Origin of the sequence: Massilibacillus massiliensis (assembly GCF_900086705.1) — a bacterium.
Taxonomy (GTDB): Bacteria; Bacillota; Negativicutes; order FLKF01; family FLKF01; genus Massilibacillus; species Massilibacillus massiliensis.
On sequence record NZ_LT575483.1, the window covers coordinates 925,725 to 951,050 of the forward strand.

The 25,326-nt window shown below is 39.1% G+C and carries 24 protein-coding genes, 2 tRNA genes and 1 riboswitch; of the genes, 4 read left to right on the forward strand and 22 right to left on the reverse strand.

From position 1 onward, the window contains the following. Positions 1 to 69: 69 nt before the first annotated feature. The 13 genes from BN6559_RS19180 to BN6559_RS04810 all read right to left on the reverse strand — a co-directional run bounded on the left by BN6559_RS19180 (position 70) and on the right by BN6559_RS04810 (position 13,462). A complete protein-coding gene (locus BN6559_RS19180; RefSeq protein ID WP_199883744.1) occupies positions 70 to 2,109 on the reverse strand; it encodes a methyl-accepting chemotaxis protein in 2,040 nt (679 codons plus the stop codon). Between the two features lie 103 nt (positions 2,110 to 2,212). Next, positions 2,213 to 2,698, reverse strand: coding sequence for a MogA/MoaB family molybdenum cofactor biosynthesis protein (locus BN6559_RS19185; protein WP_199883745.1), 486 nt, complete (start codon positions 2,696 to 2,698; stop codon positions 2,213 to 2,215). A gap of 12 nt (positions 2,699 to 2,710) precedes the next feature. Then, positions 2,711 to 3,142, reverse strand: coding sequence for an MOSC domain-containing protein (locus BN6559_RS19190; protein ID WP_199883746.1), 432 nt, complete (start codon positions 3,140 to 3,142; stop codon positions 2,711 to 2,713). Between the two features lie 12 nt (positions 3,143 to 3,154). Further along, entirely contained in the window at positions 3,155 to 4,132 is a 978-nt protein-coding gene (gene moaA, locus BN6559_RS04765) for a GTP 3',8-cyclase MoaA (protein WP_110953673.1), read from the reverse strand. After that, a complete protein-coding gene (gene moaC / locus BN6559_RS04770; RefSeq protein ID WP_110953674.1) occupies positions 4,125 to 4,637 on the reverse strand; it encodes a cyclic pyranopterin monophosphate synthase MoaC in 513 nt (170 codons plus the stop codon). Before moaC ends, moaA begins: the two co-directional genes overlap by 8 nt. Before the next feature lie 11 nt (positions 4,638 to 4,648). Then, positions 4,649 to 5,854 (reverse strand): molybdopterin molybdotransferase MoeA, encoded by a 1,206-nt coding sequence (locus BN6559_RS04775; RefSeq protein ID WP_110953675.1) that lies wholly within the window; start codon positions 5,852 to 5,854, stop codon positions 4,649 to 4,651. Between the two features lie 7 nt (positions 5,855 to 5,861). Beyond that, on the reverse strand, positions 5,862 to 6,887 hold the full coding sequence (locus BN6559_RS04780) for a molybdopterin-binding protein (protein ID WP_110953676.1): 1,026 nt from the start codon (positions 6,885 to 6,887) through the stop codon (positions 5,862 to 5,864). An 88-nt stretch (positions 6,888 to 6,975) separates the two neighbouring features. Then, a riboswitch (molybdenum cofactor riboswitch) is annotated at positions 6,976 to 7,113 on the reverse strand. A gap of 111 nt (positions 7,114 to 7,224) precedes the next feature. After that, positions 7,225 to 8,232, reverse strand: a complete 1,008-nt coding sequence (locus tag BN6559_RS04785) for a 4Fe-4S dicluster domain-containing protein (RefSeq protein WP_110953677.1) — start codon at positions 8,230 to 8,232, stop codon at positions 7,225 to 7,227. Positions 8,233 to 8,282: 50 nt separating this feature from the next. After that, on the reverse strand, positions 8,283 to 9,260 hold the full coding sequence (gene nrfD / locus BN6559_RS04790; protein WP_110953678.1) for an NrfD/PsrC family molybdoenzyme membrane anchor subunit: 978 nt from the start codon (positions 9,258 to 9,260) through the stop codon (positions 8,283 to 8,285). After that, complete coding sequence (locus tag BN6559_RS04795; protein ID WP_110953679.1) at positions 9,260 to 9,832, reverse strand: 4Fe-4S dicluster domain-containing protein; 573 nt, start codon at positions 9,830 to 9,832, stop codon at positions 9,260 to 9,262. Before BN6559_RS04795 ends, nrfD begins: the two co-directional genes overlap by 1 nt. A gap of 23 nt (positions 9,833 to 9,855) precedes the next feature. Beyond that, positions 9,856 to 12,156, reverse strand: a complete 2,301-nt coding sequence (gene phsA, locus BN6559_RS04800; RefSeq protein ID WP_199883747.1) for a thiosulfate reductase PhsA — start codon at positions 12,154 to 12,156, stop codon at positions 9,856 to 9,858. A gap of 21 nt (positions 12,157 to 12,177) precedes the next feature. Then, entirely contained in the window at positions 12,178 to 13,101 is a 924-nt protein-coding gene (locus tag BN6559_RS04805) for a slipin family protein (RefSeq protein ID WP_110953681.1), read from the reverse strand. 13 nt (positions 13,102 to 13,114) lie between these two features. Then, positions 13,115 to 13,462, reverse strand: a complete 348-nt coding sequence (locus BN6559_RS04810) for a GntR family transcriptional regulator (protein ID WP_199883748.1) — start codon at positions 13,460 to 13,462, stop codon at positions 13,115 to 13,117. A 391-nt stretch (positions 13,463 to 13,853) separates the two neighbouring features. Here BN6559_RS04810 and BN6559_RS04815 point away from each other — a divergent pair, with 391 nt between their 5' ends. Further along, positions 13,854 to 15,248, forward strand: a complete 1,395-nt coding sequence (locus BN6559_RS04815; RefSeq protein WP_110953683.1) for an FMN-binding glutamate synthase family protein — start codon at positions 13,854 to 13,856, stop codon at positions 15,246 to 15,248. A gap of 202 nt (positions 15,249 to 15,450) precedes the next feature. Here the strand turns inward: BN6559_RS04815 and BN6559_RS04820 are convergent. The 6 genes from BN6559_RS04820 to BN6559_RS04845 all read right to left on the reverse strand — a co-directional run bounded on the left by BN6559_RS04820 (position 15,451) and on the right by BN6559_RS04845 (position 19,918). Next, positions 15,451 to 15,539, reverse strand: a tRNA-Leu gene (locus BN6559_RS04820). 8 nt (positions 15,540 to 15,547) lie between these two features. Beyond that, a tRNA-Gly gene (locus BN6559_RS04825) sits at positions 15,548 to 15,621 on the reverse strand. 79 nt (positions 15,622 to 15,700) lie between these two features. Then, positions 15,701 to 16,264, reverse strand: a complete 564-nt coding sequence (locus BN6559_RS04830) for an HD domain-containing protein (RefSeq protein ID WP_110953684.1) — start codon at positions 16,262 to 16,264, stop codon at positions 15,701 to 15,703. A 219-nt stretch (positions 16,265 to 16,483) separates the two neighbouring features. After that, positions 16,484 to 17,839 carry a glycoside-pentoside-hexuronide (GPH):cation symporter gene (locus tag BN6559_RS04835; protein ID WP_110953685.1) on the reverse strand — a complete coding sequence of 452 codons (1,356 nt, stop codon included), beginning with the start codon at positions 17,837 to 17,839 and terminating at the stop codon, positions 16,484 to 16,486. A gap of 270 nt (positions 17,840 to 18,109) precedes the next feature. Further along, on the reverse strand, positions 18,110 to 19,357 hold the full coding sequence (locus tag BN6559_RS04840) for an ROK family transcriptional regulator (protein ID WP_110953686.1): 1,248 nt from the start codon (positions 19,355 to 19,357) through the stop codon (positions 18,110 to 18,112). 162 nt (positions 19,358 to 19,519) lie between these two features. Further along, positions 19,520 to 19,918 carry a winged helix-turn-helix transcriptional regulator gene (locus tag BN6559_RS04845; protein ID WP_324609400.1) on the reverse strand — a complete coding sequence of 133 codons (399 nt, stop codon included), beginning with the start codon at positions 19,916 to 19,918 and terminating at the stop codon, positions 19,520 to 19,522. 182 nt (positions 19,919 to 20,100) lie between these two features. On the opposite strand from BN6559_RS04845, the gene BN6559_RS04850 reads away from it, so the two are divergent. From BN6559_RS04850 to BN6559_RS04860, 3 genes are all read left to right on the forward strand, one after another. Beyond that, on the forward strand, positions 20,101 to 20,550 hold the full coding sequence (locus BN6559_RS04850) for a DoxX family protein (RefSeq protein ID WP_110953688.1): 450 nt from the start codon (positions 20,101 to 20,103) through the stop codon (positions 20,548 to 20,550). A gap of 42 nt (positions 20,551 to 20,592) precedes the next feature. Further along, a complete protein-coding gene (locus BN6559_RS04855) occupies positions 20,593 to 21,192 on the forward strand; it encodes a nitroreductase family protein (protein WP_110953689.1) in 600 nt (199 codons plus the stop codon). Between the two features lie 344 nt (positions 21,193 to 21,536). Continuing rightward, the gene (locus BN6559_RS04860; protein ID WP_234407894.1) at positions 21,537 to 22,343 is read left to right on the forward strand and encodes an undecaprenyl-diphosphate phosphatase; all 807 of its coding nucleotides are present in this window, start codon (positions 21,537 to 21,539) and stop codon (positions 22,341 to 22,343) included. Between the two features lie 125 nt (positions 22,344 to 22,468). Here the strand turns inward: BN6559_RS04860 and BN6559_RS04865 are convergent, their stop codons facing one another. From BN6559_RS04865 to BN6559_RS04875, 3 genes are read right to left on the reverse strand one after another with little or no spacing between them, the layout of a single operon-like run. Beyond that, entirely contained in the window at positions 22,469 to 23,335 is an 867-nt protein-coding gene (locus tag BN6559_RS04865; protein WP_110953691.1) for a ketose-bisphosphate aldolase, read from the reverse strand. A 17-nt stretch (positions 23,336 to 23,352) separates the two neighbouring features. Then, a complete protein-coding gene (locus BN6559_RS04870; RefSeq protein WP_110953692.1) occupies positions 23,353 to 24,204 on the reverse strand; it encodes a class II fructose-bisphosphate aldolase in 852 nt (283 codons plus the stop codon). 21 nt (positions 24,205 to 24,225) lie between these two features. Further along, positions 24,226 to 25,308: a PTS fructose transporter subunit IIC gene (locus tag BN6559_RS04875; protein ID WP_110953693.1), complete on the reverse strand. Its 1,083-nt coding sequence runs from the start codon at positions 25,306 to 25,308 to the stop codon at positions 24,226 to 24,228. Between the last annotated feature and the right edge of the window lie 18 nt (positions 25,309 to 25,326).

The window sequence follows — 25,326 nt, forward strand, 5'->3', positions numbered from 1 at the left end:
AATGACATAAAGAAAAGTACCCGCTGATAAACATGATCCAGCAAAGTACTTTTCTTAAAAACTTCTCTATTACATTTTAAATCTACCAACAAATTGCATCAATTCTTCGGACAGTTTCGCCAGTGCCTGCCCAGAAGACGCAATTTCTTCCATAGCAGCCGATTGCTCTTCCGTAGCAGCAGATACAGTTTGTGTTTGCCCTGTTGTATCCTTACTGATACGATCAATATTTTTTACCGATGCTACAATTTGCTGACTGCCATTTGCCAGCTCTTTCACAGTACCTGCAATTTCTTGAATTTGGCTAGATACTGCCAAAATATACTGATCTATTTCTTTAAAACTTTGCCCCGCATGCTGTACCACATCTGCGCCGACATGAACCTCTCTCGTTCCGTCTTCCATGGCAGCAACCGCATGATCGGTATCTTCTTGAATCTTCGCAATTAAATCGGCAATTTGTTTTGCAGCCTCTTGTGACTGTTCAGCTAACTTACGAACTTCATCCGCAACTACGGCAAAACCACGCCCCTGCTCACCAGCTCTTGCGGCCTCAATGGCAGCATTTAATGCCAATAAATTGGTTTGTCCTGCAATGCCAGAAATTGCATCTACAATTTGACCAATCTCTTTTGAACTTTCGCCAAGCCGCGTTACGACTTGCGCAGATTTTAACACCGTTTTTTCAATCTGCGCCATTTGATTTACAGCTTCATCCACCGCTTTGCTGCCCGCTTGTGCAGCTCCCGTCGATTTTGCCGACGTACCCGCAACTAAATTTATATTCGCATCAATTTGCTGAATTCCCGCTGACATTTGCTCAACTGCCAATGTCGTATGATTCACAGCTTGCGCCTGCGTTTGAGCACCATCAGCAACATCACTGATAACTGCTGCCACCTGATTAACTGCCTGCGCAGTTTGCTCAGCACTTGCGGTTAACTCTTCCGAGGCTGCCGCTACTTGCTCCGAAGAGTTTGCAACCCCCTGCATAAGGTCGCGTAAATTATGTAACATTGTATTAAACCCAACAGCCAATCTACCAATTTCATCTTGGCTTTTTATATCAAGTGCAGTAACCGTAAGATTTCCCTTTGCAACCTCCATAATCTTCTCCAAGATACTTTGCAATGGTTTTAACAGACGGCGAATAAAAATAGTTGCGGCAAACATCACTACGATCAGTGCCAGTAATGAAACAAACAACGTCCGATAGGTAAGTGTTTGACTTATTTGTTCCATAAACGATGTTGGTATCTGAGATGCAACCATACCAATGACTTTGCCATTTGCACCAATCAAAGGACCATACGCAACAGTATACGCTATTCCTTCTACTTGGTTCTGCCCCAAATACGTCGTTCCCTTTGTAAGTACTGTATCCACAACATCGGCTTGCTCTAGCAGCATGCCCACGCTTCTCTTATCTTTTTGATCGGTAATCGTAGATGCTACACTTTCATTTTTTAAATACAACGTGAAATCAGCACCCAGCATCTTCTTCGCACTATCTACAATCTCATTTTGACTGATCACATAGCCCGTAGAAACTACACCAAGTAGAGCGCCGGCTTCATCATAAATTGGTGCGCCAGCGCGCACAGAAAGTTTCACGACCTTCCCTTCTTCAATACCAACAAAAGGAGTCCCTTTGATCGCTTGTGCTACATTCATTTGATTGGCAATACTATCATCCGCTTTTGGAATGACACCTGGCTCATGCGTCCGAATCAGCGCATACCCTTTCGGATCCGTAATCACCATATAATCCAGATGGCCTTCCTTCATTAAAGGCGTCGTTATCGAAAACAAAGCTTGTCTATCCCGTCGTTTAAGCGCATCTATAAGCTGTGGGTGTTTTGCAAGCGTGTTCGCATGCCCTAACGCGTTGACTTTATAAATATCAAATAACTGTGTAATTCCATTGTAACGTTCATTCACATTCTCATAAGCATCTTTTTGCAAATAATCCCGCGTGGTATAAATCGCAAACCCCGCGATTAAAAGAGCACTCATTAACAGACTTATCACAATCCCCAAAATAATTCTAAATTGAAGACTCTTGCCAGCAATTCCTGTAAAATCCCTTTCCCCGATAGAATACTTCATATCGTAAAACCTCTCCTTATTTTTAGGAATTATTTTACTTGCTCATAAACTCCATTATTAAAAGCCTTGCCATTTATACTTATTCAATTGTTAGGAAAAATCTTTATCTGGCACATTCACCAGTCTGACCACACATGATTTTTAAACCATGTTCCAATTCCGGCAAAATAAATTCCAAACATTCACGCACCGCTTTTGGACTTCCCGGCAAATTTATAATCAAAGTTTTATCTTTAATCCCGGCAACCGCACGACTCAACATTGCCCGCTTTGTGATTTGAAGGCTTAAGTAACGCATTGCTTCCGGTATGCCGGGTACTTGCCGCTCTACTACAGCCAATGTGGCTTCCGGCGTACAATCCCGCGGTGAAAATCCTGTTCCGCCAGTCGTTAAAATCAAATCAACCTGCGCTTCACACAAAGCCTGCATTTTTTCAATCAACAACTCTTTTTCATCCGGCAATATCGTATAACTATGGGTGACATACCCTTGCTTTTGCATAATTTCGCAGATCAGCTTTCCGCTCAGGTCTTCACGTTCTCCCCTTGACCCTTTGTCACTTGCAGTAATAACAGCTACTTGAAACATAGAGTGCCTCCTTTATTCAACGATTTCCATAGCATCATCTACAGCGATGGTTCCTTCGTGAAGGATTTTTACAAAAACACCTTCACGCGGCATAATACAATCGCCCATCGTCTTATAAATTTCACAATGTGCATGACATTCTTTGCCGATTTGCGTAACTTCCATTTCCACATCATTGCATTTTAATCGCGTTCCCACAGGCAGCGTTTTAAAATCAATCCCCGCTACCACCAGATTTTCACCAAAATCACCATGGATAACTTCCGCACCTTTTGCCCGAAATGCTTCCACTTTATCAAAGGACAATAAACTCACCTGACGATGCCAATTCCCTGCATGTGCATCACCAACCAATCCATGATTCACCTGAAATTCGCCCTGAAAAACATTGCGTTTTTTCGTTCCTTTTTTTTCACTCATGCATACTGCCATAACGCGTCCCATTTAAATGTCCTCCTATCCCCCAACTTGAAACATCTTGCGTTGATCTGTCTTTGCAGTAGTGCCGCAATCAAAAGCATGTTCAAGTGGTTTTGAAAATATATTTTTTTCAATACTATTTTTTATAACTAAATCATCGGTATGATTTCTCAGCAGTTCTCTCAAATCTATTCCTGTATCATATTGCAGACACAATTTTAAAAATCCATTTGCAGTCAAACGTACACGATTACATTGACCACAAAATTTATGATGCACGGCTTCAATAAATCCAATTTTGCCTTTAAATCCTTGAATCGAAAAATAGTTTGCCGGACCATTTCCTAATTTTCCATCCCAAGGAATTAATTTACCGTAGGCTTTAGAAATTGTTTCGCGTAATATTGTTTTATCAATCGCGGTATAATCGGTTGCCATGCCAATTGGCATAAGTTCAATAAACCGAACTGCAATCGGATAATCCTTTGCAAAAGATGCAATATAAGCAATCTGATCCCCGTTGATTTGGGCAATTGGCACACAATTAATTTTTATTTTATCGTACTTCAATTTTACCAATTGATAAATTCCTTGCATCACTTTTTCTAATTGATCCCGCCTCGTCAGTTTTTTAAACTTTTCTTTTTTCACCGTATCTAAACTGATATTAATACCATCAACACCAGAACGAATTAATTCTTCAGCCATAGATGCCAGCAAAACACCATTCGTCGTAATCGTGACCTGCTCAATGCCTTCAACTGCCTTAATCTCCGCAATTAATTTACATATATCTAAACGAACCAGAGGTTCTCCCCCTGTAATTTTCACTTTTTTTATACCAAGCGAAGCAAAGATACGGCATAACCGGATGATTTCTTCATAGGACAAAACATCTTTGCACTTAAATTGTTCTACCCCTTCTGCCGGCATACAATACACGCAGCGTAAATTACAACGATCCGTCACAGAAATTCTTATATAATCTATTGTTCGTCCAAATTGGTCAAGCATAGTTTCCGCTTCCTTTACATGAATCAATTGTGTGATTTAGAAAATCACCGCTTTTACCGCCGGATTTTTGCACCAAGCAGACATTTGCGATTCTCATCGTCTTATCCAAGGCTTTACACATATCATAAATCGTTAGCAAAGCCCCTGTTACTGCAGTTAAAGCCTCCATCTCAACGCCCGTTTGACCATTGACTTTTACCGTTGCAACTGCCTCAACTGCCAATTCTTCCGGAAGCAGCGTAAAATCCACACTGCATTTGGTAATCAGCAGTGGATGACACATCGGGATTAAATCGCTGGTTTTCTTCGCTGCCATAATTCCAGCAACTCTGGCAACACCAAGAACATCCCCCTTTTTAACACTGCCTGCACAAATTGCATCATATACCATTTGATTTACAATAATTTTTCCTTTGGCAATCGCAACTCTATGCGACGCACTTTTCTCACTCACATCCACCATAACGGCATTACCCTGTCCATCAAAATGTGTTAATCCACTCATCCTTATGCTCCCTACAATTTTATAATTTCGACTTCTGTTCCACGCATAATTGCCGGCGTTCCCGGTGGAATATCAATTAAGGCATTGCAACCGACCGCTGAAAACAAAGACCCCGATGAATGATTTTCAGAAGGAAGATATACCTTTCCTTCTGCATATTTTGCGCGAATAAATCTCCGTCCCGCGCTCTTTTTCAAAAAATCATCCTGTAAAATTGCAGGAATACGCGTGTACGCAATTTCACGCTTGCGGCTTAACTTTGCCAAGACCGGACGTACCAGCAACTCAAAAGTGGCTAAAGCAGCAAATGGATTTCCTGATAACCCAATACAAAGTTTGCCTTGATATACATAGCTTAAAATTGGTGTCCCCGGTTTCATGTTGACACGCCAAAATAAACGTTTCGCCGGCAGACACGCAATCACATCATGCATAATATCCTTCTTGCCTACGGATACACCACCCGTAGTCAGAATTAAATCGGCTTCACGCACCTGTGCCTGAATCACCGCTGCAACCGATTCTGCACAATCTTCAACCATACCTAAAACAATCGGCTCCACACCAAGCTCTTTTAATCGTGCTGCCAGCAGATATAAATTGCTGTTATAAATTTTTCCCGTAGCCAATGCTTCTCCCACATCGACCAATTCATCACCCGTACTGCAAATTGCAACTTTAATTCTTTTATAAACCGTTACAGTTTGCTGCCCAATACTTGCTAAAGTAGCAATATGTGCAGCCGTAAGAGATGAACCTGCCGCAACTAATAAAGTCTTTGCTTTAAAGTCTTCACCTTGAAAACAATAATTTTCGTGATGCTGCATCGGTTCTGTAATCCAAAGTTGATCCCCATCTGCCTGTACATCTTCTTGGCGTACTACACAATCACAAGGAAACGGTATCGGCGCGCCAGTCATAATGCGTACGGCTTGCCGCGTCCCTACTTTTCCCGCGAAAACATGTCCCGCACAAACTTCACCTACAATTTCCAATTTAACAGGCATCTCTTTTGTTGCCGTGGCAGTCGCTTCTGCAATAAAAGTATAGCCGTCTAAGGGCGAACGATCAAAAGGTGGATTGTCAATTGGAGACCAAACGTCGTCAGCAATTACGCGCCCCACACCATCCAATAAAGAAACCGATTCTGTTACTCGCGGTGCCTTTACTTGCTTTAAAAGAAGATCAATCGCTGTTTCTAAGTCAATTCCTACCATCTCTTATCTAGACCCCCTTGCCAAAGCTGCAAGCTGGATACGTACAAACAGGACATTCAAGGCAGAGTCCGCCATGACCTAGTTTCATCAATTCCATCTTTTCTATCTTTTCGCCGGCGATAACGCGTGGCAGAACCAAATCAAAGATCGTTGTTTTCGCGTACATTACGCATCCCGGCAACCCCATAATCGGCAGCTTACCTTGATAATACGCAAGCAAAAACATCGCACCAGGCAGAACAGGCACACCATACGTTATCATTTGTGCACCGGTTGCTTTTATCGCAGCTGGCGTCATATCATCCGGATCCACACTCATCCCGCCCGTACAAAGAATCAGATCCACGCCACAGGCAATCAGCTCTTCAATCGCCTTCGTAATCTTGTCTGGATCATCGTTAACAATCCGATGCTCTTGTACGACAGCACCATAACTTTCTAACTTCTGCATGAGAACAGGTGTAAAAGTATCTTGAATTCTTCCATAAAAGACTTCATTCCCTGTCGTAACTACGCCTGCCTTCATCTTCTGATAAGGCAGTAATTGAAAAATACTTTGTTCTCCGGCAATCTCTTTTGCCTTCTGTACTTTTTTTTCATCAATTACCAGTGGAACCACACGCATCCCAGCCAGTTTATCGCCCTTCTTTACCGGCGTATGATTATGCCTTGTCGCGATTGTGATTTCATCTAGCGCATTGATTGCATGCAATTTATCTACATCTATTTTTAAAACACCGTCACAAGCTGCCGACAGCTCAATTTTGCCTTCTTTCACCGGTGACGCAATCATATGGTCACTCTGACAGATTTCTCGTAAAATCTCAGCTGCCTCATTTTCGTGCAGCATACCTTCCTTCTTCTCCCATACATAAAGATGATCTTTTCCTAATGATAAAAGAACCGGAATATCTTCTTGGGTTACAACATGTCCTTTACGAAAACGTGCATCTTTGGTTACACCTTTAATAATCTGCGTAATATCATGGCATAGCACATGACCAACAGCATCTATTGTTTTTATACTTTTCATTTTATAAAACTCCTCATTTATCAGATTACATAGAAAAAAGCTGTTTTTCTACCTCAATTGAGCACGCGAAAACAGCTTTCATATAAATTATGAAATAAGCAAATCTCCTTCTCAACTTAGGAAGGCAATGGAATTTCTCCCATTCCCCTGTGAATGAAATTTCATTCAGGCGCAATACCTTAGGCAATCAGCCCTTAGACATTTTTGCACGGAGCACATATGAAATTATAAACTATCACTTTATTCAAATGCGAAAATGCCTATTTCTATTGAAATCTAGAAGTTTTATAGAACAAAAACAGTCACTCAGATGGATGTTACACGTACACGAATAAAATTAATAGATCGACTGCAATTTTTTTATACGTTTTTGTTCGCATTTTCGGCAAATTGTATAAATTCCTTTTATAATAGCACCACATTTTTCACAAATCGTCAAGTGTTTTTGCAAGATACTGACATATTCTTTACAAAAAACATTTTCCAATGTGCTATTTTTATCGGAAATTTCTAAGGATTTTTGCGGACAAACATGTTGACAAACCCCGCAGCCACTACAAGCACTCTGTTTGTGCTGCAGCATCATCCATTGATTTTTTTCATCTTCAACAATTCGCATCGCTTGCTTCCGACAAGCCCGAACGCAAACACCACACATATTGCAGTCCTCGGTTACTTTTGCTCCTTTAAAAAGGGGCGCAGCGCCCCCTTTTACCTGAGGCAGCTTACACTTCAATTCATCTATAAGTAATTCCCTAAAACTTAAAACTTGTGCAGTTACGGGAAGCACTTCACCAATCGATTGCTTTGCTTTCGTAAAGAAGAAATTTAATAAATCGCGTCGATTTAATTTTTCTGCAACTTTTTTCCGTTCTCCTAAGAAAACAATTTGTTTGATACCCACTGCGGACAAAAATGCATTCACCTGTTTCACCATTCGCTGTACATATACAACTGCATTTGCATTACACTGACCACATTCCGCTTGATCAAAACAGAGGATCACTTCTGCTTGGATTGCTAAATAAGCAAGTTCATATGGATCAAGCTTAGCCAAACAAGCGATATAGCCATCACATTTGATTTGATTGCAGAAAATTTCCAGTGTTCCCTTTTTCATTTTTAAAGGATACCGCTGCTGCTCTTTCCATGAAAAAACTTGCGCAGGACATTTACTGAAACACAAACCGCACGCTGTACAATTTTGCTGAATTAAAATCTGTCCAGACGGATTTATCTCAATTGCCTCATGTGGACAAATCTCTTGGCATTTTGTACAATGCATATCCCGCATCCGCTGATTTACACAGGAAGATTGTCTGACCAGCATTTCATCTACGCCCATATCTTACACCTTCATTTATAAATGACGACTCTACTAGACTGCCCATTTGCTTAATAAAAAATTTGTCCCGCATATAGCATATAAAACCGCAGCAACATAACACCAGTCAGTACCAATACAGAATTCACTAACAATGTCCCCACTGGAACTGGTGCACTTTCGCTTTGTTCATAATGATGTAACGAAAATGCAATCACAAGCAACGGCCCAATTAAGCCAACGCCAATAATGCCAAACCAAAACACTTTTGCCCAAATGCCGATCGTTAATGCCTGATGCCCAACAACTGCATACTGTCCGCCCATGTTAAACAATCCGGTAAACATGACAAACAAAATGAATAACTCGGTTGGTATTAATTTCGTATCCAATGAAAGCAAATATTTTAAATTGCTTTCTCGTACAGATTCTTTAAATACCGTAACACTTAACGCAATGCAAGCTGCTACACCGGAAGAAATACCAGACACCAAGAACAATACTGGAAGCAAAGGCACATTGAGCAAAGGTTTCGCCACCAACGCCGACAATAAAAACCCGGTATAAGCCGCAATCCCCAATGCAAGCACCACCATAATCCAGTCAAACCATCTGCCAGCCTTTTCAAACCATTCAACAATAAAAAGAAAAGGTTTTACCGCCCATGCTGTTAAAGAATACTCCAAAAGTTCTTTTTTAAAGATAACAACACCAAAAATCGTCATGAAAAGAGAATATATGCTTAATAAAATAACACCAATTGACATTACAGAGTTTAAATTAAAATGCAGCATCAAAAGCCAAAAACTAAGCGGTTTACCCAAATCTACAATTAACAAAGCCAGACCTAAACTAATCGCCGGCAAAGCAATCACTGCGCCAGCTTTCATAATCCCATCATAACCTTGACTTAAATTCGAGCGCCATTTTACTAAAATCGCTGATATCAAAGCACCCGCACTAAGTCCGGCTAAAAATAGATACACAGCAATCTCCCAACCCCAAATAATTTTGGTATACTGTGCCATACTTCCCCAAATTTGATCCATTATTTTTCACCTCCGTGCCGATTTGGAATCACAATGAGCTTCGGATTGGTATGCAAGGATTCCTTATATTTTACGGTGAATTGTTGCTTGATCGCTTTACAGATCGCACTATTTTGATCATTTAAATCACCAAAGACAAGTGCTCCCGTCGGACACATGGATACACAAGCAGGCTTCTCCCCTTGCTGCACCCTGTTTTCATAACAAAACGTACACTTATCCACAGCACCGGTTTTAGGATCCAGATAACGTGATTGGTACGGACAGGCAGCAATACAATAGCCGCAGCCGACACATTTTTCTTCATCTACCATGTTAATGCCTTCTTCATTTGTATAAGAAGCCCCGGTAGGACACACAGGTACACATGGTGCATCATCGCACATCACACAGGATTGACGGTGAAAGTCCATACGTAAATTGGGAAATTCTCCTTTTGGTCCTTCAATTCTCACTTGCAGTCTATGCACGTCATCGTGCACTTTATTTTCAGCCCGACAGGCAATTGAACATGCTTGGCACCCAATACAAGCATTGCTGTCATATAGCATTCCATATCGTTTATTTGCCATCTTTCTTCTCCCCTCCAACTACACTAAATTTTCTTTATATCAATACCTGCCGTATGCAAGGACATCGCACAAACTGGTGCAAATGCTGTAGGCAACATAATATTAGAATTCGTTCCTTTTTTATGTGCACGTTTCATTTCCGGTGCCACTCTGCCAAATCCAAAATACGTGAACGCAGAATCCGGACGAATTCCCTGACTCACCAAAATCGTCGCAGGCTGTTTACCAAACTCCGAAGAAATCTCAACCTTATCCCCATTCTGTAAACCACGTTTTCCCGCAGTCTCCGGATGCATCCACAGTCTATTTTCCGGCATCAATTCATTCAGCCAAGGCACATTATGCGTATGCGCATTCGTGTGTACGGCAACTTTTCCCTGAATAAAATACAGCTGGTCATCCTCTTTTAGCTTCACTTCACGATATTTTGGCACCTCACGCCCCGGGAATAATTCTTCCACTTCGCTAGAAGCCATCTCCATCTTTTTACTTGGTGTTTTTAAGCTTAATAGTGGACTCGGAATGATGCCCTGCTCATTCACTTTAGATGCCGCTGCCGGAAATTTTTTCACAAAAGCTGCCACCGATTTTGGATCACGTAAATATACAGAAGGCACCCCAAAATCAAGAAAACCTTTTTCTTTTGCCTTTTCTACTAAATCTTTGCGTCCGCCCATTTGTATGCGTCTCATTTCTTCGATGTCTTTCCATGGGAAATATGCACCCAAGCCCATTTTTTCAGCAAGTTCTTTGAAAATCTGCCAATTCGGCTTCGTATCATATACTGGCTCCACCGTCTTCTGACGCAATGTATATTTCGGTGCTCCGCCAGAGGCATCATTAAAGCCTTCATCGCGCTCTAAGAATGTACTTTCCGGTAAAACAACATCTGCAAAATGTGCTGTATCTGTAATATACAAATCAGAGACAACGAGCAAGTCCAATTTTAGTAAAGATTCTCTGACTCGATTGGTATTCGATTGACTGATCATCGGATTATTCCGATAGACAAACCAACCTTTGATTGGATATGGTTTTTCCGTTAAAATCGCTTCCGGCAAATAGTGAACTACGCCATCACCTTTCGGTATAAAATAGTTTTGATGCCCCTTGACACCTGCACCATCTACTCGCTGTTTCATCTTTGGAAATTTAGGAAGTTTTGGCGATTTAATGGTCGGAACCACTTCACTGCCAACCAATTTATTTATCATTGCAGCATTCTTGCCAAAGAATATCCCCCCTGGGACTTCACAATTGCCGATCAGCAGATTTACGTTAATCGCAGCTCTTCTAAATTCAAATTCTTCCGGTGTAGTGCCTGTGCGCCACCCCCAGTCAAGTGCTGCTTGCGGGCTGGCAGCTGCAAATTCTTTCGCAATACGTTCAATATCTTTTGCCGCTATTCCCGTTTCTTTTTCTGCCCATTCCGGCGTGGTTGTTTCAACAGAAGCTTGAATTGCATCAAACCCAACTGTAAATGTATCCACGAATGCTTTATCATACAATCTATCGCGAATGATTACGTGTGTCAGTGCCAAAATAAACGCCAAATCAGTTCCAGGTTTTATCGGATGCCATTCCGTTGCCTTCGCGGAAGTCACCGAAAATCTAGGATCAATTGAAATCAGTTTCGCACCTTTTCTAAGTGCATTCATCAGTGAACGCGCTTGTGAAACATTGATCCCTTCAAAAAGATTTCGGCCTAATGTGATTAAATATTTTACATTACCATAATCAACATTGACTGAATTCGTACCAAAAACAATATCTCTGGCAACAGTTCGTCCAAACGGACAAGTCGATTCATGTGTAAAAGTATTGGGTGAACCATATGCATTTGCAAACGTATCCATATATTTTTTATGAATCCCGCCACGACACGAAAATGCCATCGACTCCGGACCATACTTCTCTTTTATTTCCGTCATTTTTTCTGCTATATAATCATACGCTTCCTCCCAGGAAACTTCTTTCCACTTATTTTCGCCACGCTCACCTTGACGAATCAATGGTTTTTTTACCCGTTCCTGATCATAGGTTTGAGATAAAGCTGCGGCACCGCGGGCACAAAGCGTTCCCCCTGTAGAAGACCATTCCGGATTACCGGCAATGAAATCAACCTTACCATCTTTTACGCTGACTTCCATTGGACAACGTGTCGTACACATTTCACAATATGTACGGATCTTTTTTCTCTCCCCTTGTTTGCTTTCATCCGCTGCAAACAAAACGTTTTTTTCTAAATTGCTCGCCATTGCTACCGTTACGGCAGTCGCCCCAGATAACTTCAAAAAAGTCCTGCGCGAAATATTCTTTTTCATTTTCAAAACTCTCCCTCCACTTTATTCCGATTTAGCAACTTTTGAAGCCTTATCCTTTATTTTTTGAATTCCCATCGTTGTTGCTAAACTCGTGTAGTCCGACATATCATTCGGAACAAGCACAATTCCCCCTCTTTCTTTTACACTTTCATAGAGTAAACTCATAGATTTTAATTTAACCGCGATATCATTTTCCTCATAAATTTTTGCAGCATTCACAAAATTTTCAGCAATTTCACATTCTGCCGAAGCAAGAATAATTCTCGCTCTTCGTTCACGTTCTGCCTGCGCTTCTCGTGACATAGCATCTTGCAGCGCTTCTGGAATAATAACATCACGAATTTCCACCGATTGTACAGCGATGCCCCAAGCTTCAGTTCTTTGATCAATCATGTTCTGTAAATGTATATCAATATTTTCTCTTCCAGCCAGCATATCCGATAACATCGTCTTTCCAATCACATCTCTAAGGGCTGTTTGTGCTGCCCATGAAACAGCCTCCAAATAATCAGCGACTTCTAATGCTGCTTTTTCAGCATCCCATACAACCCAAAATAAGATCGCATCCACATCGACTGGTACATTATCCTTTGTCAACGTCTGCTCTGCGTTAAATGCACTCGCATGAATCCGCTGGTCAATCCAATATGGAACTGTATCAATTAACGGAATTGTAAAAAACAAGCCTGGGCCTGCTAACCGGTGAAATTTTCCCAGTCTTAAAACCACGGCTTTTTCCCATTGCTGTGCAACTTTCAATGATTGTGAAGCAATAACCGCCAAAATAAATCCGGCAACAATCCATAAGCACTCATCTTGTACATATGCGTAACGGAAAAAGCCGGCAAAAACTGCCAAAAATATAACAAATGGCAAAAAGGTTTTTGGCGTATTTGATTTCTTGGTCGAAATTTTTATATTCTGCTTATTTGAAAAACTCTCCATATCTCTAGCACCTCTATTTTCTATCTTTGATTTTATTTGTTAATCTTTCTATAATGTACGCTTCAGTAAATCCTAAAGATAATGTCGTCTTGATAAACTCCTCCAAAATTTTATCAAGTTCTTTCTCTTTTTCATCATTCTCAACCCCCGTTGGAATTGCACATACAAAAGTTCCTCGCCCTTGCTGGGTTGAAATGATTCCCTCTCGCTCTAATTCTGAATACGACCGTGCCACCGTATTACTGTTCACCCTTAAATCCACGGCCATTTGTCGAACAGTTGGCAATTTTGCACCTTGTACATATACGCCTGTAAGAATTAGCAGCTTTAGCCCTTCTTTTAGCTGAATGTATACTGGCACACCACTCTTTGTATCTATCTTAATCAGTAAAACCACTTCCTTTGAGCGCGAATCATCTATAAATACACATGATTATGTAGAATTATCTGTAAAGATTATAACATTGTATTAATGTATTAGTACAATATTATAATCTTATTACAATTTATGATCGCAATAAATAAATCTAATTGATGGATTTTTTTGTACTGTGCATATTTTTATCTGTAAACTCTATGAAACCAGCCAAATTTATTCCCATCCTATCACTTATCAACAAAGCTACATAAATTTGCACAAACTTTTGTTGATAACTTCCTTTGTTCGTTTTTTACACGAATACAAAAACTGCATCCTATTGGTTTATTTCTTCATAAATCGCATATACTACTAAAAAAACAAAGGAAACATTATGAAAATAACAGCTTATCTTAACTGGATTTTGATATTGACATCTTTTTTAACAATTTTAATACTTACTTTACTGGTTTTGGCAAAACCTATTTTTCGGTTTGCAACAAAAAAAATAACCAATCATGCCTTAAATCTTTTACTTACAGAAACCTATACGAAAAATATAATCGAAATACTGCCCTCTTTTAAACGTTTTTCTATTCTAAATTTTTTAGAATTAAGCCTGCGTGCAGAAGAAGGAAAAATCATCAATCGCCCCCTTGGTTCCGTTAAACATTTTCCGGGCTATGATAACTTAATGTTCAATCCGCGCCAGCTTACAAAACTTTCACTTCCATTTGATACACCGATTGATATGTCTGTAACCATAGGTCCAAATGTACAAAAGCCTATGACGATAAAAATCCCCCTAATGATTGGCGGCATGGCCTATGGCTTATCCTTAAGCGAGGAAGCTAAGACAGCCTTAGCCAAAGCATCAAAACGATTACATACAGCCACTTGTTCTGGCGAAGGTCCTTTTCTGCCCGCAGAGGCAGCAGAAGCTGGCAAATTTGTTTTACAAATTTGTCAATGGTCGTGGGGTGCGAGAACCAACGAACAAATTCAATCGGCTGCTATGTTGGAAGTCAAAATGGGACAAGGTGCGGATCTAGGCACAACGACCATCGAAGCAGCAGACTTTGCCGGTAAAGCGCAAGTACTTTCGGGATTAAGACCAAATGAGAATGCAGTCTCTCTACCGGCACCACCAGGTGTTGAAAAAAAAGAAGATTGGCCGGCATTTATGCAAAACTTACGTCAGCGAGCCAACGGAATCCCAATTGCATTAAAACTTATGGCAACAGACCGAATCGAAAAGGAATTGGCTTTTGCTGTGGAACTAGGCTTTGATGCAATCGTAATCGGCGGCGCTGAAGGCGGCTCTCATGGAACACCGCCAATTAAGCAAGATGACTTTGGTATACCGGGGTTAATTGCTTTAACACGTGCAAAACATTACTTAGGCGATAGACCTATCAGCTTAATTGCCGCTGGCGGTTATTTTACACCGGGCCAATGTCTGAAAGCCTTAGCCTTAGGCGCAGACGCCATTTACCTCGGCACTGTCCCTCTATTTGCACTGACACATAATCAAATCGAAAAAATACTTCCGTGGGAACCGCCAACTACATTGGTTTATTATAATTCTTCAACGAAAACACAGCTAAACATAGAACAGTCAGCAGTCAGCGTAACAAATACCTTTACTTCCATGATTTTGGAAATGCAAGAAGCAATGCGTGCATTGGGCAAAGCCTCCTTAAAAGAACTAAGTTCTAATGATCTCGTTGCCTTAGACAGCTTCAGTGCAAAAGCGGCAGGGGTCAAACGAACCTCATTTTTAAGATAATAAACTGACGATGCCTCACACCGCCAACACAATAGATAAACTGCATAGCAAGTATTCAATCATTCACACTGCCGCTGTATCAAAAGTTCTGTAAATAAAAAAGAAACTCCTGAAAATTCAGGAGTTTCTTTTTTATATTCGCTAAATCATAACCAACAAACGCACGCGCTTGCAACTCAGATTTATTACATTTTAAGGTACATGGTGCCGAGGACCGGAATCGAACCGGTACGGATATTTCTATCCGCGGGATTTTAAGTCCCGTGCGTCTGCCAGTTCCGCCACCCCGGCATTATAAATGGAGCGGGTGAAGGGAATCGAACCCTCGTGACTAGCTTGGAAGGCTAGGGCTCTACCATTGAGCTACACCCGCATGCAATACTTAATTGCTTGTATATGTTAACATAAAAATCGCAGCTTGTAAATATAAAAAATGCAGAAATATAAATAAATTATCTTCGATTATCCAAATAACCGGCTGCAAGATCGGCCATATGGAGTAATGTTACAATTCTATGTTGTTCCATTGCTTTGGATAAAGATTGTGTTGTCGTATAATCTGATCCTGAAAAACTTCCCATATGCCAGCGTATCGCCATGATTTCATCCAAAGTCAGCGCAATAAATTGCTGCAGCATAATCACTGATTTTTCTCCGTGCCCCAACGGAACTGTATCATCAATTCGATAAAAAGCAACTTGTTCCCAAACGCCTTTTTCATTTTTTCTGTTACGATAATCAATTTTGTAAAAATTCACCTTACATATATCATGCAGTAAAGAAGTAATGATAACACTTGCTTCACTGATATCATCCAATTCATACATATGACAAAGTTTACTCATATGATCGTATACATCAAGACTATGTTCCAGCAAACCGCCTTCATACGCACCATGATACTTCGTACTCGCAGGTGCTGTAAAAAAATCTGTTTGGTTTTCTAAATAGTTTATAAAATTTTCTATGCCATCGCGATTCGTAGAACGTAATAAACTCAAAAACTTTTCTTTCAAAATCGTCACCTCAATCAAGTTAATAAAAACTTATTATATCATATTTATTTGCAACTTTTATCAAAAATTTTGCAATAAAATATACTATATCCAAATACCTCTTTTTTATTACACCTTGATGAACACTCGTAAGAAATCATAAAAATCACGTCTGCTTAATTGATACATGAATTAAACAGACGTGATTTTTTCATGCTTATATTTATTTGCTGGACTTCTCTACATCGCCCTAGTATGAATTTCTGTTATAATCTGGCCATGTCTGTCATCACTTAAATCATACAAAAACTTAATAACTAAAGCCGCACAAAAAATCGTAACCGCCGGATATAATAACAATAATCCTTTTATCCCTAATAAGGCTGTACCTGACTGCTGTGCATTCGGAATATAGCCAACTAAAGAAAGCCCTATTCCCGAAGCAAAACCCGATAAAGATTGGGCAATTTTACGAGAAAAATTGAAGAATGAAAAAGTAATACCTTCTCGTCTTTCACCTGTTTTCCATTCGCCATAGTCAATTGCATCAGATACAAATGCCCAAGTAATTCCATTCGGAATACTGATTCCAACGAAAGCAATACTTGCTAAAATTGTAAAAGTAATCAGATCTCCAGGAATCATAAAATTAATTAAATCTGCAATTGTACTAATTGCAAAACCAATTAAAGCCGTATTCTTTTTACCAAAACGTTTTGCTAGCCTAGGAATCAAAGTAATTCCAAGACATGAACAACCAATTGTGATGAAACTAATATAAGGCATAAAACTAATATCGCCAAGATTATATTGACAATAATAAATTAGCATTGCGGATTTTATATTGTAAGCAGAAATCGTAAATAAGGTCATAAAAATCAAGATTAGAAGTGGCTTATTGGTATATACAGCCCGTGCCATGGCCTTAAATGAAAATTGTTTATCCGCACTTATTTTTTTCGCAACCACAACTTCTTTACAATTTTTATAACAAAAATAAAAAGCAATCACTCCGATGCAAGATGTAAGCGCTACTACAGATGGCCAAGCAATCTGTGGATTATCAAACTGCTTAATCAATGGAACAACAATAACACTCGTAATAAGCAAAGCGCCTAATGAACCAGCTTGCCGCCAGGAAGCCAATGAAGCACGATCCAGCGGATTTTGTGTCATTGCGGCACCAAGTGCCCCGTAAGGTACATTCGTGAAAGAATAGCCAACCCCCCACGCCATATAAGTTAGATAGCCAAAAATAATTTTAGATGTGGTCGACATCTCTGGAGATAAAAACACAAAAATAGATAAAACGCCTAATACAATACTGCTGAGAAACATAACTTTTCTGAATTTCCCCTTTTCAGCGTCATCCGGTCTTCCATCAATCACAGCGCCGGCAATAGGATCCATAAAAGCATCAAAAATCTTTGTTATTAAAAAAATACTCCCCGCAGCAGCCGCAGGTATCCCAAACACATCTGTATAAAACTTAAGTAAATAAATTTGCCCCATATCAAACATAAAACCATTACCAAAATCCCCTAGACCATAAGAAAACTTTTCCTTTAACGTCAACCTTTTTTCTTCAGTACACATCAAACATTAGCCTCCTGGTTTTTTCTAATATCGATTTTGATTTAAAAATAAATTCTTGTACTGTTATGATTATTCTGATTATTTTGGTACGATATGCTTCTCCAATTTGGAACATTACACTTCTAAAAATCCCACCTCCAAGCCCAATTACTTAATTAATTTAATTAACTTATTTACCTGATAGATTATTCTATAAAAACCTCAAATTTCCTCCTAATAAAAAGAAAAGCTAGATGTATACAATCTAACTTTTTTGTATTCACCCTAATTTTATTGCTCTTTCCCCATAACAGAAATCATTTTAGAGTTCGGCGATCTTAGCAAATTGGTTAACGCCAAGGCACACGCACCTATCACACCCGAATTGGCACCTAAATTAGAAATCATGACTTGTGTGGTTTGTCCAATTTCAGGGAAAACATGTGAATTTAAAAAACTACGCAGTTCTTTAATGAAAAAAGGAGATTTTATTGCCAATTTTCCGCCAAGAAAAACTTTATCCGGATTGCAGATATTGATCATACTTGCTGTTACTACAGCCACATGCTGTGCCGTCTCACGTAATAAATTTCTAGCATAGGAATCTTCCAAATCAGCGGCTTCCAAAATGTCATTTATTTTAAGATTTTTATCCGCTTGTATAAACTTTCTCTTTAAAATATCACTTTCTGAAATGGTTGAGATCTCAGTTTCTACTCTTCTCAATAATGCAGGAATTCCACAAATCGCTTCCAAACAGCCACGATTACCGCAATTACATAATGGTCCATCAGGCATAAGAACCGTATGCCCGATTTGTCCGGCATACCCTTGTGCACCTTGTACAATTACATCATTCATAAGAATGCCTGCACTAATCCCCTCACCAAGATTAACATAAATGAGATTTTTGCAATGCACTCCTCCGCCAAACCATTTTTCCCCCAACGCCGCCACTTTAGAATTTGTATCAATGAAAACCGGAATATGAAATGCTTCTTCAAGGGAATGCTTAAGCGGATATCCATTCCATTTTTCACCAAGGTTCACAGCACGCTTCACTACGCCAGTATCAGACTGCACAATGGCAGGAAACGCGATTGCGATACTAAGAAAATTCTTTTTCTGATTTTCCTTACTCGCAAAGACTGCCCCTAGCTGTTTTTTCAAGGCAGCAATCGCGGTATCAGGATCCTTCATATCAATAGAAAATGATTTAATTTCACGGGGAATATTTTCAAAATCAGCCACCGCCAGTGTAATTTCATCACTCGTAACCTCTACACCCAATACATAGCCAGCTTTTCCATTAAATTTCAGATGTACGGGACGGCGTCCTCCCTGTGATTCCCCTAGCCCTACTTCTTTTACAAATCCAATCGCAATAAGATCACGAACAATTCCTGTAACAGCGGCTGCTGTCAATCCAGTATGCTCAGCAATCTGTTGTCTTGAGATGAGTTCATTATCTTTGATTACATTAAGAATCGCCATTTGATTCATTCGTTTTATTGTTTTACTATTTCCTGAACTGCGCATATTTGTTTCACCTTTCCTACTATACTAAACAATAAATATTAAAAGTTTTGAAACATAGAGTGCAAACCGTTTTTGTTTTATACTATATAATTATATCTTTTATTCGTAAGTTTTAAATAGTAAACTGGAACAAATCTCTAAAAAAATTTTTCATTGGTTCGTTTATTCTTCTGTATCAGCACTGACTTGCTTTTCTGTCAATTCTTCTTCCAAATACCATTCGCCAAATTGATGCATCATCTCGAGAATCGGAATAATCTTTTTCCCAACTTCGGTTAACCCATATTCGACTTTAGGCGGAACTACCGGATAAACTTTTCGATAAATTAACTTATCTTTTTCCAGTGCTCTTAATTGCATCGTTAACATTTTCTGCGTAACATTGGGTAAATATTGCTTCAACTCACAAAATCTCAATATACCTTGACTTAAATGCCATAGAATCAAAATTTTTCTTTTGCCAGATAAAATATTTTGCACCAATACCATCGGGCAAACATTATGCTTATCACAATCCTTGCTACAAACAAGCTCTGTAGAATTTTTCAAATAATTCATCATATTTCTCCTCATCCAATAGTATCTTTTTCTATACTATATAACAAATAAGTGCCTACTTGCCACATAAATGTGAAAATGATAATCTTTTACTAAATAATAAAAGTTATTATTTTACATAAAACGTATTATACTATATATAATACATAAGATATCTAAATACGAATTTAGAAAGGAAAGTTTTTATGAATCACATAATTAAAGATCTAAACTTCTTTCTTTATCAGAAAAGAGATTACGCACTTTTGATTTTTCGTATTATTTTAGGCGGAATGTTTATCTGGCATGGCTATCCTAAAATAACAGGCGGCATTGAAACATGGACGAATCTAGGAAAATCATTAAGCGTTGTGGGAATCACTTTTGCGCCAGCGATGTTTGGCTTTTTATCTGGATTAAGTGAGTTCGTCGGTGGTATTTGCTTTGTTTTAGGTTTCTTTTACCGCATTGCAAGTTTCTTCCTATTCAGCAATATGATCGTTGCTTTTGGAACGCAAATGATTGCTGGTAAAGGACTTTTTAAAGCCTCACAATCATTAGAAGATGGTGCAGCTTTTCTCGCCGCAGTTTTTATCGGTCCTGGAAAATACAGTTTAGATGCAAAATTAGGCTTCCTCAATGATAAGAATCATTGAAATAATAATAATAAAAATAAAAAAATACGAAGAGGTGTATAAATGATGAGAAATTTTGAAGAAGCAGTATTAAATAGACGTACCATTTATCCAATTGATAAAAATGTTACAATTTCACAGGAAACGATTATTCAAAGCATTGAAACATTAACAGAAAGCGTACCTTCGGCTTTTAATAGCCAAAGTACACGCGTTCTTGTACTTTTCGGTCAGCACCATGATAAAGTATGGAGTATCGTCATGGAAACGCTTAGAAAAATCGTTCCGGCTGAGCACTTCGCTGCAACAGAAGCTAAAGTTAATGGCTTTGCCAACGGTTACGGTACAATTTTATATTTTGATGATACTTCCGTAACAAATGGTTTTGCTGAAAAATTTGCAGCCTACAGTGAGAATTTTCCAATCTGGGCAAACCAATCAAATGGAATGCTGCAATTTGCAATTTGGACAGCATTAGCTGATCTGGGATTAGGCGTTAATTTACAACATTATAATCCAATCATTGACGATGAAATAAAAGCAACCTTCCAGGTTCCAGCTACTTGGAAATTAATCGCGCAAATGCCATTTGGCAATCCATTAGAAAAACCGGCACCACTTGATAAAGTTGCGATTAAAGAACGTGTTAAAATTTTTAGATAAATTCATTCTGAAGTAATAAATATCCTCACCAATAAAATGAAACCTTATTTTATTGGTGAGGATATTTTATGTATGTTTCGTCCTGCAGTCTCTTAAAAAGCCCTTGACGTCTGCGTTCTTTTCTTATTTCATTTTCTATGTTTTACGATAAAATGTAATAATCGTAAAACACATTGTAAAACCTATCAATAAACGAACAGATTCTCTCTACTTTTCTCCTGCGTTTATAGGATCATAAAATATTTCTTTATCTTAAGTTTGTATTGCATATTTATAAAACATGGAGTAGAATCTCTTTATATGTCATTTTTGGATATTAAGGAGTTGTTATATTCGTGTTAGAAATGTTAAAAGTAATAATTCTCGGGATTGTTGAAGGTATAACAGAATGGTTGCCAATCAGCAGTACCGGTCATATGATTCTGGTGGATGAATTTATTAAGTTAAGCATCACACCAGCATTTAAAGAAATGTTTCTTGTCGTCATTCAGTTAGGTGCAATTATGGCTGTTGTTACACTCTACTGGGATAAACTTTGTCCAATTGCCTTTAAACGTGGTATTTACATTAAACAAGAAGTAATTTCATTATGGATGAAAGTCATTGTAGCAGTCATTCCGGCAGCAGCAATTGGCCTGCCATTTGACGACCTCCTAGATGCACTGTTTTATAATTACCAAACCGTAGCCATTACATTAATTATTTATGGAATTTTATTTATCATCTTGGAAAATCGTAATAAAAATATACGCCCGCAAGTAACAAAACTACATAACCTCAGTTTTACAAAAGCAATCGGAATTGGCTGCTTTCAAGTATTGGCACTGATTCCTGGTACGTCACGCTCTGGAGCAACAATTCTAGGTGCAATGTTGATTGGCTGCTCACGGGAAGTTGCCGCAGAATTCTCTTTCTTTTTAGCCGTACCGGTTATGTTTGGCGCAAGTTTATTAAAAGTCGTGAAATTTGGTTTTAACTATACGGCAGATGAAATACAAATTCTTATTGTCGGCTTACTATCGGCATATATTGTATCCGTTATCACCATTAAATTCTTGATGGCTTACATTAAAACCAGCGATTTCAAAGCTTTTGGTTACTACCGTATCATACTTGGTATTATCGTTCTTGGATATTTTCTCTTATCATAAGCGATTCTTGATGATCTAAATCTCGAAAAATATCGATAAGAAAAAGGAGCTATCGCAACAAATGCGATAGCTCCTTTTGTCTTCGTATCTAGCCATTACTAAAAAACAATTTTATGTTCACTTATCTATTTATAATATTTTACTTTATCCGCATCGTTAAATAACGCAATCTTTGCATAGATAACCTCTTTCATCGCTGCAATACATGGCGGATAGATCGCATTCGGTTCCCGTATATCGGAATCTTGCAGTAAAATTTCTCGACATTTTTTATAAAATGCATCCTTAATATCACTTGAAATATTAATTTTAGAGATCCCGAGTCTTACCGCTTCAGAGATTTCCTTATCCTCATTCGCTGACCCGCCATGAAGTACGAGTGGGATATCCACAATACCTCTTATTTCTTGCAATAAATCCAATCTTAACTTTGGTTTCATATCTTTGGGATAAATCCCATGCGATGTACCAATCGCAATTGCCAAGGTATCGACATCCGTCTTCTCAACAAATTCTTTAACTGCCTCCGGATTGGTATAAATGATTTGATCCGCTCCTGCCTCTCCGCCGTTTCCAGTGGTTCCTATTGTTCCTAACTCTGCTTCCACTGATACCCGCACCGGATGCGCCGCTTCAATGACCTTTTTCGTGATAGCGATATTTTCTTCAAATGACAATAAAGATGCATCGATCATAACGGATGTAAAACCACAGCGAATCGCCCGCATAATTTGCTCAAAACTTCCACCATGATCTAAGTGAATCACGCCAGGTATCTGACTTTTTATGATTTCCTCACGCACACTTGCAATGAAGCTATCTTCCACAAAGGATAATTCGTCGGGATGAATCGCGATAATAACAGGTGCCTGTTGTTCTTTGCAGGCTTCCATAACGCCTTTTAAGATCATGTTGCTGCTCGTATTAAAAGCAGGTACAGCAAACTTGTTTTTTTGTGCAACAGTTAGTAACTCTTTCATATTCATTAACATTTTTTTTAACTCTCCTTCTAATTCTTATTTTTAGAGCCGGATAATCTAATATAATGTCTTACAATCTCAATACTTTCTTTTTCCACATAATCAACTAAATCGTAATAATTAATATGCGGTTCTTGTTGCAATTTATCTTTCAAAGCATGCACATTTGCATTCATAAAATCACAACCAACATTGATTTTATTGATACCATGTTGAATTGCTTCTATAATATTTTTTTCACCAGAACCAGAGCCGCCGTGAAGCACCAACGGCATCTGCGTTAACTTTTTAATTTGGCTCAGCCGTTCAAAATCAAATTCCGGAATCATGTCCCCTGGATAATTCCCATGGGAAGAACCAATCGAAATTGCCAAGGCATCAATTCCTGTTGCTTTTGCAAATTTAGCGGCTTCGATTGGATTCGTATACATTGAATCTTTGGTAAAGGAAGCACCTTCCGTAAGACCAATACAGCCAATTTCTCCTTCCACACTTACCCCTTTGGGATGCGCATAATCGACGATCTCCTTTGTCATCGCAATATTCCCCTCTAAGCCAAATCTAGAAGCATCTACCATCACCGAAGAAAAGCCATCATCAATTGCTTTTTTTAAAAATAAAACCTCCTGCCCATGATCAAAATTTAACGCAACCTGAATATCGGTTCTGCCAGCTAAAATCTTAACAATCGGTGTAATGATCGCACTATCACAATGATAAAGCAAATGATCTTGAAAAAGATTGATAATAATGGGTGCATGCTCTGCTTCAGCGGCACGTATTACAGTTCGCACAGTCTCCAAATTAAAACAATTGATCGCCATCACTGCATAATGGTCTATATTGGCTTTATGCAGCATATCCCTCATAGAAACGTACATAGAATCGATCTCCTTCCTTGATTATTTAATATGAATGCCTGATAAATCAACCGCCTCTTCCAATTCGTCCTCGTTTTCAAATTCTTTTTCCACAGCATCCTTTTTCAAAGCAACAAGTAACAACGCAGTAACGACACTTCCAACACCTAATGCAATTAAGAATCCAATTGGATTTTGCATTGCCGGTACAATGAACATGCCACCGGATGGAACGGGTGAACCAACATCAAACAACATGATCAGACTACCACCGACTGCAGCACCAAACGAACAAGAAAAAATCACGCGTAGCGGATCAACGGCGGCAATTGGAATGACGCCTTCTGTGATCATACAGATCCCCATCGGAAAGGCAATTTTAATATTGTCCGCTTCACTTTTGCTGTATCTTGATTTTTTAATAACCCAAGATAAGGCTACACCAAACGGCGGAATCATTGATGCACAAATTTTAACCGCTTCCGGACCGTATACACCATTCATTAACAATCCGTCGGCAAATAGCGAAGCCACTTTATTTACCGGGCCACCAAAATCAAAGGCCGCCATGGCTCCCATAATTGCTCCGAATACTGCTTTTGAACCCCCTTGCATATTCACCAGCATATCAGTCAAAGCAAAAGACACTGCTGCAATTGGCCCGCCAATAACAAAAAACATAATAAAACCTACAATAATGGATGCTAATAGCGGAAGAATCATCATTGGCATTAATCCCTGTGCCCAAATCGGGACTTTTATCTTACGTTTCAGAAAATTAACGCACCACCCAGATAGATAACCACCCAACATTCCACCAAAAAATCCAGCACCCATTGCATTGGCAATCATCCCCATTAATAAACCTGGCGCAATCCCCGGTCGATCGGCAATGGAGTAGGCAATCGCAGCAGACATAACCGCCGGAATCAAGCCCATACCATATACCCCTAAAGTAACAGCTGCCTCCCACAAAGAATAAGAGCTCTTATAATCAGAAATCAGTGCCGGATTTCCGCCAGCGATATTACCAATTGCAATCAACAGCCCGGCTGCTACTACCAAGGGAATCATATAAGATATTCCAGTCATAGCATGCCTTTTCAATTCCAAACTTTTCAACATACTTACAACCTCCATCAA